Genomic DNA, 16,731 nt, shown 5'->3' on the forward strand with positions numbered 1-16,731 from the left:
ATTGCAACAAAGCCAGCGTTGTATGTCCGACTGAAGGACCGTCGGCTTCAAGGATGACGGAGTCACCCAAGCGAACACGCGATGTGCTTTCTGGCGGCGAACAGCCCAGGCATTGCGCTGGCCGGAACGACAATGGTGTCGTGAATATCATTCTGCCCCTGCTGCCTTCGGCAGGTGGACCGCTTTGTCTGCCGTGAATTGAGCATCGGCATCGCAAGCGAATCCCATCGACAACACCGTGCGGGGGAAGACGACGTCGGTAAGATATGCGAGTGCGACCGCCCACTGGTTGACGAGGCGCGGAAGCGCGTAAATGTGGTAGGCGCGGGCGACAATCTTGGCGGGATAGCCCGATAGCTGCACGCCTAGCGGGTTGGCTACGGCGTAGCGCGGACCCAAATCGACGACCATACCCTTGTCGCTGTGACGGTAGTCCCTCCGCTCGCCGTAGCCGAGACTTGCGGCGACGTTGTGAGCCAACGTCTTACCTTGTCGGATCGCGTGCTGGGCGGTGGGCGGCGCGATCTTGCCGGGCTGGGTTAGGTCCGGAACGGCGGCGGCATCGCCAGCCGCAAACACGTCAGGGTGACCTGGTACCTGCAGATCGGTCTGCACCTTCAGCCGGCCCCGCTCGGTTTCCAATCCCAGTGTCGCGATCATTGGTGACGGGGTCACGCCAGCTACCCACGCTACCGTATAAGTGTCGATCCGCGAATCATCAGTGAGCACAACATGATCGGCGTGAACCTCCTTGAGGGTAGTGCCCAGCCGGACCTCGATTCCGCGAGAGCGCAGCACACGCATCGCCGCGTCGCCGAGCTTCTGCCCCAGCTCGGGCATGACATGGTCGGCCAAGTCCAGTAGCACAAACCGCACCAAAGCCCGATCGAAGCCCATCTGCTTCGCCGCCGCATCGGCGAGCGCACGCAGCTGCGCCGTCAATTCGGAACCGGAGTACGACGCACCGACAACGACAATCGTGCGTCGCGCGGCCGCACGCGCTTTGTTTTCGTCGACGCATGCCAGCTCCAACTGCTCGATCACACGATCACGCAAATACAGCGCCTCGGCCGTCGACTTCAGCCCGTGCGCGTATTTGGCCAAACCGGGCGTATCGAACAGCCGGGTCACCGACCCGGGTGTTAACACCAGCCGATCCCACGACAGCGTCCCTATGTGGCCCTCTGGATCGGTGAACGAGAGGACACGCCGGTCGAAGTCAACCCTGTCGACCCGGCCGCGCACCGCCTGCACGCCCTTGAGCGTTCCGGCCAAAGGAACACAGACAAACCGCGGGTCGACTAGCCCGCCGGCAACGTCCGCCAGCAATGGCGTGTACTGCAGGTAATCGACCGGCGAAACAACGATCACCTTGACATCCGAGGCGCGCGCCCTGTCTAACCGTCGCGCTAGCCGCCGCGCGCATTCGAAAGCGGCGAACCCGCTGCCGACGATCACCACCGAGCTGGCCGATTCCGCCTCCTCCGGTTGACGGTGAAGTGGGACCGCCTTCATATCTCATCTCCTGTTTGGCATTCGGGTATTCACATGGTGTCTGGAATCGGTTGCACGAGGTCGTGGTATCCCTTGGTGGCCACGGCGTCCTGGATTGCGGCGTGGTAGACAGCTGTGGAGAGCATCGCCCGACACTGGTCCATCTGTCATCGCCCCTCAATACGATTCACCCGGGTGATAAGTCTCAAGCTGCGACCGCACCATCGGATGCGCTGCCCGCGCCCTGACCGGCGCATGCTTCGGGAACCCTCAGCAGCTGAGCCGTGTCGTGCGATGAATCATGCTCTCGCGGGGTGCAATTGCGCCGCACCGAAGGACACACTGAAGCGCTCGCACCATAGGACAACGCTGCTGAGCACGTCGGCGTCGTTGGGCACGGCGTAACCGGCGTTACCCCGATTGGCACGCAGGCGGCCGAGGTCTATGTGGGTGCTGTGTGCAAACTTTCGCCATGGGAACCTGGCGTGGTCGACTGGTGTGTCGCTAAGCCATACGCGCAGTCGAGGCCCCAAAGTGGTGCGCAGATTTTCCAGCCGCAGAATCTGTGCCCCATCACCCACGGTCATGAGGCGTGCAACTCCGCTGGTTCGGTGGATGTGACCGGTAAATTCGCCACAACGGGTGGTCTGTGCTCCTGGCGGCGGCCTTTCATCCGCGGTAGTCCTTATCAACAACTTCCACGGCTGCAGCCACCACAGGACCACAGGCAGTCCGACGAGGGCGATCGCTCGTCGATCGTCGCGATGCGGCATCAACCACCAACAGAACCACACAGCCCTCGTCAGCCTGATTAGTCCGTGCATCAGTTCAGATCATCGCGGGCTATGAGCCGGCGCGCCGCCTCGGTGACCGAGCCGGACAGCGACGGGTAGATCGCAAGCGTCTGCGCCAAATCGTCGACGGTGATCCGGTTTTGAACAGCCATAGTGATCGGCAGTATCAATTCCGAAGCGATCGGCGCGACCACGACGCCGCCGATTACCACGCCGCTGTCCTGCCGACAAAATAGTTTGACAAAGCCATGACGCAGCTCCGACATTTTCGCCCGCGCATTGGTTTTCAACGGCAGCATGATCGTGCGGGCCGGAATAGAGCCGTCGTCGATCGCGGACTGCGAGACGCCGACCGACGCGAGCTCGGGGTGGGTGAACACCGTCGCCGCCACGGTGTGCAACCGGAGCGGATTAACGGCTTCACCGAGCGCGTGATACATCGCGATCCGGCCCTGCATCGCGGCAACCGATGCTAAAGGCAGAAGGCCGGTGCAGTCCCCCGCAGCGTAGATGCCCGCGACCGGTGTCCGCGATACCCGGTCGACGCCAATGTAGTTGCCGGGCTCGGGTTCGATACCCACGCGCTGTAGACCCAACCGGCCGGTGTTGGGTACTGAGCCAAGTGACATCAATGCGTGGCTGCCCTCGACGGTGCGGCCGTCGGTCATTGTCACCAGCACCCCGTTGTCGGTGCGCCTTACGGATTGTGCACGGGCCATTTTGAGCAGTTTGACGCCGCGTTGGGCGAACGATTCCTCGAGCACCTGCGCGGCGTCGGCGTCCTCGCACGGCAACACGCGGTCGCGGCTCGCTACTACCGTTACGGTCACACCCAGTTCGGTGTAGGCATTTGCGAATTCGATGCCGGTCACCCCGCTACCCACGACGACGAGGTGGTCGGGCAGCGAGTCGAGGTTGTAGAGCTGGCGCCAAGTCAGGATGCGCTCGCCATCGGGGTGCGCCGACGGCAGGATCCGGGGGCTCGCGCCGGTGGCGATCAACACCACATCGGCATCGCGGATCGTGGTGCTGCCGTCGCGCGCTGTCACCTTGACGCGGTGACACGCCAGACCGGGAGCCGCATCAACCAGCTCGCCGCGGCCCGCCATCAACTCGACACCCATGCTCACGAGCTGGGCGGTGATATCCACCGATTGCTCGGTAGCTAGCGACTTGATCCGCTGGTGGATTTCTGCCACACAGACCTTGGCGTCGTCGATGTCGATATCGAAACCCAGGCGGGTTGCCCGTCGCAGTTCAGTCCGCAGCCCCGTGGATGCGATAAATGTCTTCGATGGCACGCAGTCGCACAACACCGCGGCGCCGCCGACCCCGTCCGAATCGACGACGGTGACGCGGGCTACGGCGGGACCCCGTGCGGCTGCAACCAATGCAGCCTCGTATCCGGCCGGGCCGCCGCCGAGGATCACAATTCGGGTCACCACAGCTGAAATCTCATCGACTGGCCGGAGCACAGGCCATCAAAGACGCCATCCCTCACCGGCGCTGGTGTCTTCATCGACGACGATATGCATGGCGGCTTCCTCAGCCGAGGCAGCGCCGCCGTCAATGCCGACGTCGTGGGCAAGGTAATCCGCACCTGGATCCGTAGGGTCGACGTCGAAGGCGACGAGCCGACCTGCGCGCATGTCGCCAACCTGATCGTCGATTCGCTCACCATCGCTGTCGGCGGTATCACCGATTCCGTCGCCATCCCACTGGTCGGTCACGTCGGGCACCTCACGGGCAAGTCGGCGCGTCAGACTTTCGTGGGTGCGTGCTTCCCTCGCGGTGAGACCCCACGCCTGCAGTTCACGCGGGCGTTCTGGGGGTGAGTAGCCTTCGTCGAGGTCGATGCCAGTCTGTTCTGAGTCCAGGCTTTCTTCTGGTTCGAGCAGATGGGCCTCCACATCATCGAATTCAGAAATCCCCATCAGCGCCGTCTCCATTCCGTATCTGCAAGGTCTTATTCGCGCTGCCAGGCCCGCTGCTCTGCTGAGACAACCGGACACAGCTGCGTAGCCGTAGACGTTTTGATCATGGCGTGCAGAGGGGTGAACTGTCGTCGCCCACCTCCGTCACTCACCCGGGTGGTGCACGACAGACGAATTGTCAAGACCGGTCGATCGGGTCGGCGGCAAGTTCACTGGCAGTCGATCCACGAGCTGTTCGGTGTTGAGTTCGTGGATGGTGCTCTTCAAACGACGTGCCGGTTGAACAGATCGACGCCTCGCTCGGTGAGATCGCGGCGAATTATTCGCCTTGACCCCAAGAGTTTTCGTCATCAAAGGCGCACTTCAGAAGTAGCGAGAGCGCGACGGCCGACCGGATGTGGTGGCTGCCGCGGGCACTGCACTCACCCGGACGAATTGCCGCGGCGGGTGATGACTACTCACCCCGCGGCGGTGGATGCTAGCACCAGAATGGCGAGCGGAGGGTCCTGTGGAGGCAAGCAAATACCGTACCTGCGGTGATAGCTCTGTGAGGCGAGAATCGGCCCAAGAGGGAACGGTACCGGACGGCTCGTTGAGCGCTCAGTTTGAAAGCGCGGTCATCCCGCTCCTTGAACCTCTCTATCGGCAAGCTCTTCGGATGACCTCCAATCGAGCGGATGCGGAGGACCTGGTGCAAGAAACAGTTCTCAACGCTTATGCCGGGCTCCGCGCATTCGAGCCCGGAACGAACCTCAAAGCATGGCTGCGACGGATCATGACCAACACCTTTATCAGCAGCTATCGCAAGCAAAAGCGCCGTCCCGCAAAGCATCTGACTTGTGAGATTACCGATCGACAGCTAGTGACCAGTGCCTCACGCATGCCTGGGGGCCTACGGTCAGCCGAAGACCAAGCGCTCGAAATGCTGCCAAACCCCTACCTCAAGGCTGCAATGATGCTCTTGCCCGAGCACTTTCGCATCGTCGTGTATCTTGCCGACATTGCGGGATACTCCTATCGGGAGATCGCCGACATGATGGACACCCGGCAAGGAACCGTAGGTTCGAGGCTCAATCGCGGACGAAAACAATTGCGGGATTTACTATCCGACTCGCGAGTCGACCATGCGGCCAGGACGGCCGACAAGGCCCCGCATGGAGGAAACGGGCACGGATATCGAGTTCATGCGACTCGGTTAGTAGATCAGGATGTCTGATGAGTAAGGTGAGAGTTCAACGTGCGTCTGGGGTTTCCGCGTCGCCGCCCAGGCGTGTCAGCCTGACTCTGCCGCCACTGGAACATCTGGCGTTTTATGGCGGCATCGGTGCAATGGCGGTATTTGGGATCATGGAATGGCCCGTCGTCGTTGTGTTGGTGGTGGGTCACACGCTTGTCAACGGCCAAAATAACAAGGCCCTTCAATCATTCGGCGAGGCATTGGAAGAGGCTTAACTGCAATATATTACGAGCTGACTCTGTGCGCGTGGCAAAGCCCCTCCAACGCGGGCGCCGCCGTAGACATTTGATCGGTCTCCTAGATGCATGAAAGCTGTAGTGTCACGAAGTGTTTAGCGTTGAAGTGCGCGCGACCAGGACGCCGCGAACTTGGACACCCCGTCGTGTTCGAGCACATCAAAAACGTTGGACAGATCGATACCGACCGCTGTCAGCCGGTCGAACACTTCCTGCGCCTGCACCGCCGTGCCGGTCACGGTGTCGCCCGCGATGACGCCGTGGTCGGCCACCGCCTCCAGTGTCGGCTCGGGAATGGTGCTGACCGTGTTTGGTGCCACCAGTTCGGTGACATACATCGTGTCGGGGTAAGCGGTGTTTTTTACTCCGGTGGAGGCCCATAGCAGGCGTTGCACGCGAGCACCGGCCGTGCGCAGTACGGTGTAGCGTGGCTCGGCTTCGAAGACCTGCTGGTAGGCCGCGTAGGCCAACTGCGCGTTTGCGACTCCCGCTTGCCCCCGCAATGAAAGTGCCTCATCGGTGCCGATCGCCTCGAGGCGCCTGTCGACTTCGGTGTCTACACGGGACACGAACAGTGATGCGACCGAATGGATTTGGGAAAGGTCAGCGCCCGCGCGCTGGGCGGCTTCGATACCGGCCAAGTAGGCATTCATCACCGCCCGGTGACGTTCGGCGGAAAAAATCAGCGTCACGTTGACAGAAACACCTCTGGCCAGCGCCGCCGTGATTGCGGGCAGCCCCGCAGCGGTGGCCGGTATTTTGATAAACACGTTAGGTCGGTCGACGATCTTGGCCAGCTCCACGGCCTGCGTGACTGTCGCATCGGTGTCGTGCGCGAGCGACGGGTCCACTTCAATGGACACTCTTCCGTCGACGCCGTCGGAGGTCTCCCACTGAGGGCGCAGCACATCGCAGGCCGCCCGGACGTCATCGGTGATCGCCGTGCGGACCGCGGTGTCGATGTCGGTACCGCGACCCGTGAGCTCGGCGATCTGGCCGTCGTAGGCGCGGCCGTGTGTGAGTGCGCGCTCAAAGGTAGACGGGTTAGTGGTCACGCCGACAACGCTTCTTGTGTCGATCAGTTGCCGCAGCTTGCCGGAATGCAGCAGTGTCCGAGACAAATCATCCAGCCAGACCGACACCCCCGCCGCCGACAGCGCAGCCAGATTCGGGTTCTGAGTCATTCCGTCACCGCCGCTCGCCGTTCGCTGGGCCGCGGTAGAACCCATCCTGCGACACATGCGGCGGCGTAGAGGACCAGCGGCGCGTACCCGCTCAACAGCAACTGCCAATCGGGCGGGGTTGTCGGGACGCTGTGCTGTGTCACCGGGCCCATGTCGTTATTGAGTGGGCTCGGCATGCTCTGCCGCCGCTGCCCCCGCGCCGACACCGTCGCCTCGGTTGGGTAACGTCCACTCGGGGCGTACGTAGTGGCAGGTGTAGCCGGATGGGTAGCGCTGCAAGTAGTTCTGGTGCTCGGGTTCGGCTTCCCAAAACTCGCCGGCCGGGTTGACCTCTGTGACAACGGTGGCGGGCCACCGCCCTGAATCCTCGATGTCGGCGATGGTGTGCAATGCAATATTCTTTTGCTCGTCATCAAGATAGAAAATTGCTGACCGGTAACTGGTTCCGACATCGTTTCCCTGACGGTTCTTGGTGGTCGGGTCGTGGATCTGGAAAAAGAATTCCAGCAGTGCCCGGTAATCGGTCTCGTCTGGGTCGTAAGTGATTTCGAGTGCCTCGGCGTGGCCGGGGTGATTGCGATAGGTGGGATGTGTATTGCTGCCACCGGTGTAGCCGACGCGGGTGGACACCACTCCGGGCTGCCTGCGGAACAGGTCTTCCATGCCCCAAAAGCACCCGCCGGCGAGAACCGCGATCTTGTTGTGCTCGGTCATGATTTCTGCTGGCCGTCGCTTTCGGGCTGCTCTGATACATCTTTCGTGAACAATCGCAGATATTGCTCATAGCCCTGGGCCTCCAGATCATCGCGATGGATGAATCGCAGCGATGCCGAGTTGATGCAGTAGCGCAACCCGCCGGCTTCTGGAGGGCCGTCCGGGAATACATGTCCCAGATGGCTATCGGCGTGGGCTGACCGTACCTCGACTCGCTCCATGAAGTGGCTGCGGTCTCGCCTCTCGACAACGCCATCCGCGTCGATGGGCTGGGTGAAGCTGGGCCAGCCACTTCCGCTGTCGAACTTGTTCACCGAGGCGAAAAGCGGTTCGCCAGAAACTATGTCAACGTAGATGCCGGGTTCATGGTTGTTGCAATACTCGCCGGTGAACGGAAGCTCCGTGCCGTTTTCCTGGGTGACGTGATATTGCTCTGGGTTTAGCGCGTCGAGCGCGGCAGGGTTCTTGCTGTATTGGTGTGACACCTGGTCTCCTTCGTTCGCAGACTTTATGGTCGTGCGCTTATCGTTTCGGTAGGTCGGGTTAATTGCGGCCAGCCATGATTCCGCCGTCGACGTTGAGGATCGCGCCGGTAACCCAACTGGCCTCATCAGAAAGCAGATACGTCACGGCGTTGGCCACGTCCGCCGGGGTGCCGACTCGTCCGAGTGGATGAAGTGGCGCGAATGTGGCCAAGGTGGCGTCGATCTCGTCCTTCGGAATGAAGCCCTCGTAGAGCGGGGTCTTTACTACGGCCGGCGCGACCGCGTTGACCCGAATCTGATGCTCGGCGAGCTCGATGGCGAGATTGTGGGTCAGCGCATGCAGGCCCGCCTTTTGCATCGAGTATCCCGACGATGGCGTCAGACCGATCGCCTGATGTGCCCACATGCTGCCGATGTTGACGATTGCCCCGCCCTCGCCCTTAGCGATCATGCTCGCAACAACGGTCTGCGTCAGGAAGAACAAGGCATAGTTGAGCTCCATGTACGAGTCATAGGTCAGCGCGTCGTACTCGAGAAACGGCTTAGGGACAAAGAATCCGGCCGCATTGACCAACAGTGTCGCATCGTCGTGATGCTCAGAAAGCTCACGCTGCACATCGTCGACCGCGCTGCGATCGGTCAACTCGGCAGTGATGCCCCAGGCTTCGCCGCCCGTGCCGGTCAATTCCGTCACGGTGTCATCAACACGGTCTTTCGACCGGCCGACGATCACCGCGCTGCCGCCGTGGCGCACGATATCAGCGGCGACCTGCCGGCCCATGCCGGCGCTGCCTCCGACGACGATGACCTTCTTTGTATCGAAGTGCATGTTGAGACCCTTCTGCTAATCATTCTCGACGACTCCTGCCGGGCCATTACCGCCTTTGCCACCGGCAAGAAAAGGTATAGCCTTGGCGACGACACCCGGTCGCACCGTATGTCGACGTTTTGAACTGCCGTCAGTCTGCTGTCCTGCAGGGTGAGCCGTCATCACCCGAGCGTTCTTTCACCCGGGTGAGTTCTAATGGGGCCGGGCCAGGTACTGACACGCAGTGCCCTCTCGGTTTCCGTTGCCGATTACGCCGTGAGCAGCGCACCTTGCGGCATCACCCAGGATGAGGCGCCCGGTAGATAAGAGCGCACTTTGGCTGAGTTATGCACGCGCAGTTAATAATTCGGCTCAGTGCAGCCGCCGAGCGTGTATGCTCGCCCCTGGGAAGTGGGTTGAATACTCAGAACTACGGACGAGAAGGACAGCGGTCGCGAATGTCGTTCGTTCACCTGGCCGGCGCATCAGCGATCAGGTGCGCCGCTGCGGTACACGTACGACGCTGCCGGCAAAGTACTTACTCGACACCGCGATTGCGCACAGCCTTGAGGCGACGGTGAAGGAGCGTCAACCATGTACGGCTCAGATGAAGAAGTGGTGCTGATTGCCGAGGCCACGGCTTTGCCAGGCAGAAGAGAAGACCTGCGGCGTGCGCTTGCTCAGTTAATCCCTCAGTCACTGGCCGAAGGAGACGTGAGCACCTTCCGGCTCCACGAAGATCGCGATAGGCCAGGACATTTCGCCCTATATCAGCGGTTCCGCAACCAGCACGGTGTCGACCTTCACGTCCAGACCGATCATTTCGCGCTCAGCGTGGAAGCCTTGGCCCAGTTCGCCGAGGGCGGCAAGCCCCACGTCACCTTCTACCATGTCCTGAGTCGGTAAGCCCGTGTGACTCGAGCAGAAGATTCTGACATGGTTGAGCATCGCCACGTCGAATGGGACCCTGAAACGCGCCGTATTCTGACGGCCCGGCTCCTGTTGCGCCCCTGGCAATTCGACGACGACCTCGCCGCGTATGGGATCTATGGAGCGCCGGAGGTTTCGCGTTGGCTCTGTCCGGCGCTGCCGTTTATCACCGACCAGGCGCACATGCGCCAACTTTTGGGTGCATGGATAGCCCAGAGCGACGCAGCCGGACTGCCCCAGGGCCGATGGGCGATCACCGATAAAGACTCTGGCGATCTGGTCGGCGGGGTCGCACTCCTTCCACTTCCGCCGGGCTGCACCGATCTCGAGATCGGATGGCAGGTTGCACCGAAGCTGTGGGGCCACGGCTACGGCGCGGAAGCCGGTCACGCGGTGGCCCATCAAGCATTCACAAATGTCGGTGTCGGTGAGATCTTCGCCGTCGTGCGGCCAGGCAATCATCGCGGGGCCGCCACCGCGCGGCGAGTGGGCATGGAATGGGTTGGCGAGACCGACAAGTACTACAACCTGACCCTTGAGATCTATCGCCTCAACAAAGCAGATTTGGATCTTCCGGAGCCGGCCTGTGCGCCGGCGCCGGGATCGCGCTAGCCCCGAGTACAGCGACGGTTCTGCCACGAGATCAAGCAGGGGCGGATGCGGCCGCCGGTTGGTCGCCGTCCACCAGGTGTGGCAGCCCGAGCCACTGGACGAGATCGTCGAAGCTAACGACGGTTCCACCACCGCTGAACGTCTGCTCCGAGATCAGACAGAAGCTTTTCGTCGGATCGGTGAACTGGTCCCCGAGCGCATCTACGACCTCTCGGTTCACCCGCATCGCGATATCGGCCCGCCGCGCGTCATCCATCGATCCATGCGGCACGCTTATCCGAGTGAGAACGCGTGGCTCGTCGGTGCCTGACCGAACCCGGCTGCCTATCGACCAGTTGCCCTCGGGCACTTCGTGGATCAGCATCCAGGTGATTGCCCGGGCCAAGGGCGACTCGTCGTAGGTTGCGCCCTCCGCCTCCAGCACCTGGCGGCTGACATTGTTGTGGAGGGTTTGCTTGGTCTCATTGTCGAGCAGGCCCTCCGGGACATACATCTCAATGAACGGCATTTCGAACCTCCCTATTGATGTTGCGATGCCTCACCCGAGACGTTGGCGGACGGAGTTCGACCGGCGCCGAAGAGTGCGAGTGCGCGGTCGGCGGCGTGGCGGTCGCCGCGGAGCGTTGCCCGCCCCTGCTCGAAGAGATCTTTAGGTTTGAGTTGACCTGACGCGATGCCCCCGAGGTCCGAAAGTGCCACGTTGAGGATGAAATCCGGCTTCCGCGGGCGCTTCTGGGTTATTTGGATGTCGCCGTCGTCGACGGTGATCCAGAACGTAATTTCGTTGTCCACGCAAAACTCGTAGCAGCCGTGAACTCCTGCGGCGGCTTCGGGATGGAAGGCGGACCGGATCGCGAAGAACAGCCAATCGGGCGAAAACGTGTCGGCCTTGGCTGGGTCCAGAAACATTGCGCCCCAGGCTGCCAACGGTTGAAGGGCACGGGCTAAGGCTTTTCCTCGCGCGGTGAGGCGATACACGACGCCGCCCCGGCCTTTGCCGCTGATCGCCCGCTCGATGATCCCGTCGTCCTCGAGGTTTTTCAGCCGCTCGGACAGCAGGCTGGTGCCCAAACCCGGCAAGCCGTCGAGGATCTCACCGAACCGGCGCGGGCGTATCGCCAGATCGCGCACGATCAACAGCATCCAGCGCTCGCCCACCAGGTCGAGTGCCCGGGCAAGCCCGCAGTACTGGCTATAGCTGCGACGTGTCACCGATCCCACCTTACGGTCCACACGAGGACGATACTACCGGAAATCCTTGATTACTTACAAATCATGTTGCATACTTCGGAAATAGGTAGCATTCGGAGCGGCGGGTGGACCCTCGCGAGCTAGGAACCAGCCGGTGCTGCGAAGACGGCCGATCAGGAGGCACTCAAATGTCCGTAATAGCCGACACACGAACCAACACATCCGAAGAAGAAGTCGACGTCAGTCCGTCACCGGCGCCGGACGTCATCGCCGACCACGACCCCGGTCGAACCGCAGGCGCCGTGGCGCTACGGCCCATCACTTCGCGGAACGGCGTTATCCCAGCTGTTGCCGCGACGAGGGCGGCGGTCAGGATTTCGCCGCTAGATCTCCGCCCGCCGCGGCACTATCCACCGCGCTTGGACTTCCTCGATCCGTCTGAGACCGGACGAACGATGGATCCAAGTTCCTGGCTACGGGGTGAAAAATCAGCGACGCCAGACGCAGAGGCAAATGTGTCTACTCGACGCGTGGTGATCGTCGCGGTTGGCCTTTTGTTGCTGATCGGCGGTCTGTTGGCGCTTCGCTCCCCGGTATTCCTCGGCGACTTCGACCAGTGGGGTTTCCAAATCAATTGCGGCAGCGGGCTTCACAGCGCACTCAGCCAGGCCACGACCGCGGACTCGACCGGAACCCATTTCGTCGATCGATGCGGCAGTGCCCTAGCGGTGCGTCGCGCCTGGGGTATCCCTCTAGCGGTGGCTGGCGGACTATTCCTTACCGCACTGCTGGTTAGCCCGTCGCGCGGCCGTTCAGCGAAGGACCTTCCCTAGCGGTCGCAGTCACTTCACCGAAATCCCGTGGATAGACCTTCTACAAGCGCAAACTGGCTTGGTATCTATCGCCAAAAAGGCCAATTTTTATTGACTTAGACGAAAGTAAAATAATTTAATGACTTAGACGAAAGTTTAATAAGAAAATGATCGGTAAAACCCGGTTTCATAATTAGAAATTGCGGGTACTGGACCGCGGTGTCACGCAATTCGGGGGTAACAACAGATCGAACCAGGCTTCATCGCGATGCTGCGCGCGGGGTGGCTGCCGGGGACGGCGGTCGCGCGTCTGTTGCGCACACAAACAAGTACGTCGCTGCGGCGGCCGGCGTAGCCATCGCCGGCCCGTTCATCGCATCGGTTGTGCTGGGGGCGCCGGGTGCTCACGCTGACCTGGGCATGGGCGGGGACGGCTTCCTTCGTTGCATAGACAGCGCGGGGGTTCCGCCGAAGCAGAACGCAGATGACTGGACGCCCACGATCAACGTTATTGAGTTCAATCTCAATGGCGCTTTATCCCCTACCGAAGTAGCCCAGAGATTAACGGCTATGGGAGTCAAGCCGCACGACGCCACTGCAGAAGTGCAGTGCGTTATGACCAACCTTTGGTGACCCGGGATCATCGCAGCTTCTGCGCGAATTCGATGATGTTGCCGTCCGGGTCGGCGATGTGCAGCGTCCTTTCACGCCATGGCCGGTCCATCGGTCCGGTCAGGATCTCCACGCCGAGGCCTTTCAAACGCTCCGCTTCTTGGTCTACGTCGTCGATCAGGAAGCCGATCTCGCCGCACGGCGGGTTCCCTCCCTCGCGGCCGATGAGCTCCGGAAGCTTAGACCGCTCCAAAAGCGAGAACTTGGTGTTCGCCATCTCGAACTCGACGTAGCCGTCGCCCTCGATCCGTGTCTTGAGCCCTATCACGTCGCGGTAGAACAGCACCGATCGCCTGAGCGATTCGACATATTGGATGACATAGTCCACGCGAGGCATGACATCCACAGTATCGGCCTCCTAAGCGCACAGAGATCCTGCGCCGCAACCGGTTTCGCCTAGCTCGCGCCGCTCATCAGTTCACTCGGCGCGGCCGGTTTCGCCCACGTCGTGGCGCACCACCCGCAGCTCACCGTTCGGTAAGCAGGCAGCGTAACCGTGGTACTTGCCATAAAGCTCCCACGAAGTGACGTGTTCATTGGGCGGCACATCGATCTTATGACCATCGGCGAACTCGAGATGGAGATCTCCGGTGTCGTACCAGACGGCACCCGTGCATTTTTCCCCGGCGAAATCGAAGAGCGGACGCACCTGGTCCGCCGGGTGGTTCGGGTCGATTGCAACCACTTCTACGGGAGAGGATTCGATGGCTGGCAGCGTCAGACGCATCGGTACGGTGATCACAAGCTCGTTGTAATCCTCGAAATTCAGCACCAGACCGTCGCGGAACATAATCCGCTGTACCGCACAGCCCTCAAGCCACTGCTCGATTGTTTTCTGTTCGGTCATACATTCCACTCTGGCCTCAAATTGTCACATGCACAAGCGTGTATGTCATATGCGAACTGCCGAAATGCGGCGGGCGGAGCGGACGCGAAAGATTCTGATGATTGCTAGTTGCGCCAGGCTTGTTGTGCCACCCGACGGAAGTTCCCGCCAAGGACGGCTTGCAGGTCGGCAACGGTCCATCCGCGCTGGCGCAGGTGTCCCTCCAGCCCCAGGAAGGTTTCGGGCGGCATCCATTGAATTGGGCCCCAACTCGTATAGCTGTCGTCGAACAAGTGCGGGTTGCGTGCGAGTTCCTCGTTGAAATCGGCGAAATCGAACGAGAAGTCGGTGCTGACACCGACGTGATCAATGCCGATCAATTCAATGACGTATTCGAGATGTCGTGTCATTGCCTCGAGAGTCGGCGTGTTGGGCCCAAGAAATATGCCGACCCCGGTGATTCCGACGACACCGCCGGTGGCCGCACACGCGCGAGCTTGATCGTCGGAGATATTGCGCGGGTGATCCCAGATCGCCCGCATGCAGGAATGGCTGTAGATCACCGGGCCCCGAGACACCTCGCACATGTCGAGTCCGGTGCGGGTGCTGCAGTGCGATCCGTCCGGAACGATTCCGGCGCCGTTCATCTCGGAAACGAGGGAGCGGCCCCACGCGGTCAGGCCGCCGTCGACGCCGTCCAAACACCCACTGCCGGCGCGGTTGGCGTGGTTGTAAGTGGGTAGCAGCGTGCGCACCCCGAGATTGACCAAAGTGGCCAGGTTGTCGAGGTCCCCGTCGAGCGGAGCGCTGTCTTCGAGGTCGAACACAACCGCGATGCGACCGCTACCGGCGATCGCGTCGACCTCCCGGACGCTGCCCGCCAACTCCAGACCTGGATGCAGTTTGACCGCGCCGCGATAGTGGCGCAACAACGCGGTCGTGTCGTCGAGACTGTGCGGCGCATATCCGGCGTTGACCGATACGAGCGCTCCCCCGGCGCGCCGGTATCGGCCCAGCAGGTCGATGTCGGCATCGGTCTGCAGCGGCAGACAGGTGTGCTGCTCCCACAACAAGGTCATCAATATCGATATTGCACCAGCTTCTCGCTCCGAGGTGGATATCACCCGCGTGACCTGCGACGGACCCGATCGGGACCTCCGGTTAGACGAGTCCGCCAACAACGGCGACGCGAGGTGAGTATGCGTAATGACTTGCAGCCCAACCGATCCGACTCGGACAGGCCGAGACTGCCTCGCCCGACACCACGCTCTCGCTACGGCGCCGCCGACGCGCCGGAATCGATACTCTTGTCGAAGGCGCTGTCTAGCCTCCAAACACCTCGCTGAGCAGTGGAAAGCCCGCATTCGGAAGGGTCAGCCCGGCTTCGCCGGCTGGCTCGTGTGTTTGTCTTCCGTCAGGGGTGGTAATGCCCCAAACGGGTGAGCGTGTTGGCCGGCCTACGCGCACACCTAGGTCCCGTCGGTTCAGCCCGAGAGCCGACGGGTCCGCATTTGAACTCCTGAGCGCCTCGCATACGGCCGTTCGGCCGCGCCATTCAGGAGTAGCGTGCGGCATATGGATGGCTGGGCAGGCGTGTGGATTCTCGGCGGTTACCAAAGCGATTTCGCCCGCAACCTCTCCAAAGAAAACCGCGATTTCGCGGCATTGACCGCCGAGGTCGTCGAAGGCGCCCTCGCCTCGGCCAAGCTGGACGCCGCCGACATCGGAGTGGTCCACGTCGGAAATGCCTTCGGCGAGATGTTCGCCGGCCAGGGCCACCTCGGCGCGATGCCGGCCACGGTCTGCGACGACCTCTGGGACACACCGGCCACTCGGCACGAGGCCGCGTGCGCGTCCGGCAGCGTGGCGGCGTTGGCGGCGATGGCCGATCTGCGCTCGGGCTCCTACGACAGCGCGCTCGTGGTGGGGATCGAGCTGGAAAAGACCGTGCCCGGCGACACCGCCGCTAAGCATCTGGGCGCCGCCGCATGGACCGGACACGAGGGCGCCGGCGCGCGCTACCTGTGGCCGTCGATGTTCGCGCAGATCGCCGACGAATACGACCGGCGCTACGGCCTGGACGAGACCCATTTGCGGGCTATCGCCCAACTGAACTTCGCCAACGCCCGCCGCAACCCCAACGCCCAGACCCGCGGCTGGACGGTCCCCGACCCCATCACCGACGACGACGCGACCAACCCGATCACCGAGGGCCGGCTACGGCGCTTCGACTGCAGCCAGATGACCGACGGCGGCGCGGGAGTGGTTCTGGTCAACGATGCCTACCTGCGCGATCATCCGGATGCGAGCCCGATCGGCCGCATCGACGGCTGGGGACATCGCACCGTCGGCCTCGGCCTGCGACAAAAACTTGACCGCGCCGCAGACGATCCGTACGTGCTGCCGCATGTGCGGGCCGCGGTGCTCGACGCGTTGCGTCGCGCCCGGGTAACGCTCGACGACCTCGACGGGATCGAGGTCCACGACTGCTTCACCCCCAGCGAGTACCTGGCCATCGACCACATCGGGCTGACCGGCCCGGGCGAATCATGGAAGGCCATCGAAAACGGCGAGATCGAGATCGGCGGCCGGCTGCCGATCAACCCCAGCGGGGGTCTGATCGGCGGCGGACACCCGGTCGGGGCTTCCGGTGTGCGGATGCTGCTGGACGCGGCCAAACAAGTCAGCGGCACGGCCGGCGACTACCAGGTCGAGGACGCGAAAACCTTTGGCACCCTGAACTTCGGCGGCAGCACCGCCACCACGGTCAGTTTTGTTGTCAGCACCACCGAAGGCTCGTGA

18 protein-coding genes are annotated in these 16,731 nt (G+C 62.0%); 6 read left to right on the plus strand and 12 right to left on the minus strand.

Annotated features, from left to right (window positions below):
* Positions 1 to 147: 147 nt before the first annotated feature.
* From A5744_RS01600 to A5744_RS01615, 3 genes are all read right to left on the minus strand, one after another.
* Positions 148 to 1,515 carry an NAD(P)/FAD-dependent oxidoreductase gene (locus A5744_RS01600; RefSeq protein WP_076057856.1) on the minus strand — a complete coding sequence of 456 codons (1,368 nt, stop codon included), beginning with the start codon at positions 1,513 to 1,515 and terminating at the stop codon, positions 148 to 150.
* A gap of 802 nt (positions 1,516 to 2,317) precedes the next feature.
* On the minus strand, positions 2,318 to 3,733 hold the full coding sequence (locus A5744_RS01610) for an NAD(P)H-quinone dehydrogenase (RefSeq protein WP_076057857.1): 1,416 nt from the start codon (positions 3,731 to 3,733) through the stop codon (positions 2,318 to 2,320).
* A gap of 36 nt (positions 3,734 to 3,769) precedes the next feature.
* Positions 3,770 to 4,237, minus strand: a complete 468-nt coding sequence (locus tag A5744_RS01615; protein WP_083679170.1) for a DUF5709 domain-containing protein — start codon at positions 4,235 to 4,237, stop codon at positions 3,770 to 3,772.
* A gap of 532 nt (positions 4,238 to 4,769) precedes the next feature.
* Here A5744_RS01615 and A5744_RS01620 point away from each other — a divergent pair.
* Positions 4,770 to 5,438 (plus strand): sigma-70 family RNA polymerase sigma factor, encoded by a 669-nt coding sequence (locus tag A5744_RS01620; protein ID WP_240562931.1) that lies wholly within the window; start codon positions 4,770 to 4,772, stop codon positions 5,436 to 5,438.
* Positions 5,438 to 5,674, plus strand: coding sequence for a hypothetical protein (locus A5744_RS24245; protein ID WP_076057859.1), 237 nt, complete (start codon positions 5,438 to 5,440; stop codon positions 5,672 to 5,674). Before A5744_RS01620 ends, A5744_RS24245 begins: the two co-directional genes overlap by 1 nt.
* 116 nt (positions 5,675 to 5,790) lie before the next feature.
* Here the strand turns inward: A5744_RS24245 and tal are convergent, their stop codons facing one another.
* The 4 genes from tal to A5744_RS01645 all read right to left on the minus strand — a co-directional run bounded on the left by tal (position 5,791) and on the right by A5744_RS01645 (position 8,907).
* Positions 5,791 to 6,879: a transaldolase gene (gene tal / locus A5744_RS01630; RefSeq protein ID WP_076057860.1), complete on the minus strand. Its 1,089-nt coding sequence runs from the start codon at positions 6,877 to 6,879 to the stop codon at positions 5,791 to 5,793.
* Between the two features lie 156 nt (positions 6,880 to 7,035).
* Positions 7,036 to 7,593: a peptide-methionine (S)-S-oxide reductase MsrA gene (gene msrA, locus A5744_RS01635; RefSeq protein WP_076057861.1), complete on the minus strand. Its 558-nt coding sequence runs from the start codon at positions 7,591 to 7,593 to the stop codon at positions 7,036 to 7,038.
* A complete protein-coding gene (msrB, locus tag A5744_RS01640; RefSeq protein ID WP_076057862.1) occupies positions 7,590 to 8,078 on the minus strand; it encodes a peptide-methionine (R)-S-oxide reductase MsrB in 489 nt (162 codons plus the stop codon). The genes msrA and msrB overlap by 4 nt, the downstream gene beginning before the upstream one ends.
* Positions 8,079 to 8,136: 58 nt before the next feature.
* On the minus strand, positions 8,137 to 8,907 hold the full coding sequence (locus A5744_RS01645) for an SDR family oxidoreductase (RefSeq protein WP_076057863.1): 771 nt from the start codon (positions 8,905 to 8,907) through the stop codon (positions 8,137 to 8,139).
* Between the two features lie 573 nt (positions 8,908 to 9,480).
* Here A5744_RS01645 and A5744_RS01650 point away from each other — a divergent pair.
* Both A5744_RS01650 and A5744_RS01655 read left to right on the plus strand, forming a co-directional pair.
* Positions 9,481 to 9,792 (plus strand): antibiotic biosynthesis monooxygenase, encoded by a 312-nt coding sequence (locus A5744_RS01650; RefSeq protein ID WP_076057864.1) that lies wholly within the window; start codon positions 9,481 to 9,483, stop codon positions 9,790 to 9,792.
* 30 nt (positions 9,793 to 9,822) lie between these two features.
* Entirely contained in the window at positions 9,823 to 10,428 is a 606-nt protein-coding gene (locus A5744_RS01655) for a GNAT family N-acetyltransferase (protein ID WP_076057865.1), read from the plus strand.
* 31 nt (positions 10,429 to 10,459) lie between these two features.
* On the opposite strand, the gene A5744_RS01660 is transcribed toward A5744_RS01655, so the two are convergent.
* Complete coding sequence (locus tag A5744_RS01660) at positions 10,460 to 10,936, minus strand: hypothetical protein (RefSeq protein ID WP_076057866.1); 477 nt, start codon at positions 10,934 to 10,936, stop codon at positions 10,460 to 10,462.
* Positions 10,937 to 10,947: 11 nt separating this feature from the next.
* Positions 10,948 to 11,640 carry a winged helix-turn-helix transcriptional regulator gene (locus A5744_RS01665; protein ID WP_170874400.1) on the minus strand — a complete coding sequence of 231 codons (693 nt, stop codon included), beginning with the start codon at positions 11,638 to 11,640 and terminating at the stop codon, positions 10,948 to 10,950.
* Positions 11,641 to 12,149: 509 nt separating this feature from the next.
* On the opposite strand from A5744_RS01665, the gene A5744_RS01670 reads away from it, so the two are divergent.
* The gene (locus tag A5744_RS01670; protein ID WP_240562928.1) at positions 12,150 to 12,452 is read left to right on the plus strand and encodes a hypothetical protein; all 303 of its coding nucleotides are present in this window, start codon (positions 12,150 to 12,152) and stop codon (positions 12,450 to 12,452) included.
* Positions 12,453 to 13,071: 619 nt separating this feature from the next.
* On the opposite strand, the gene A5744_RS01680 is transcribed toward A5744_RS01670, so the two are convergent.
* The 3 genes from A5744_RS01680 to A5744_RS01690 all read right to left on the minus strand — a co-directional run bounded on the left by A5744_RS01680 (position 13,072) and on the right by A5744_RS01690 (position 15,011).
* Positions 13,072 to 13,440 carry a VOC family protein gene (locus A5744_RS01680; RefSeq protein WP_076057913.1) on the minus strand — a complete coding sequence of 123 codons (369 nt, stop codon included), beginning with the start codon at positions 13,438 to 13,440 and terminating at the stop codon, positions 13,072 to 13,074.
* 81 nt (positions 13,441 to 13,521) lie between these two features.
* On the minus strand, positions 13,522 to 13,950 hold the full coding sequence (locus A5744_RS01685; protein ID WP_076057870.1) for a DUF6188 family protein: 429 nt from the start codon (positions 13,948 to 13,950) through the stop codon (positions 13,522 to 13,524).
* Positions 13,951 to 14,054: 104 nt separating this feature from the next.
* Positions 14,055 to 15,011, minus strand: coding sequence for a membrane dipeptidase (locus A5744_RS01690; protein ID WP_170874401.1), 957 nt, complete (start codon positions 15,009 to 15,011; stop codon positions 14,055 to 14,057).
* 493 nt (positions 15,012 to 15,504) lie between these two features.
* Between A5744_RS01690 and A5744_RS01695 the strand changes: the two genes are divergently transcribed.
* Entirely contained in the window at positions 15,505 to 16,731 is a 1,227-nt protein-coding gene (locus tag A5744_RS01695) for an acetyl-CoA acetyltransferase (protein ID WP_076057872.1), read from the plus strand.

This window comes from Mycobacterium sp. IS-1264 (genome assembly GCF_001954195.1).
GTDB lineage: Bacteria > Actinomycetota > Actinomycetes > Mycobacteriales > Mycobacteriaceae > Mycobacterium.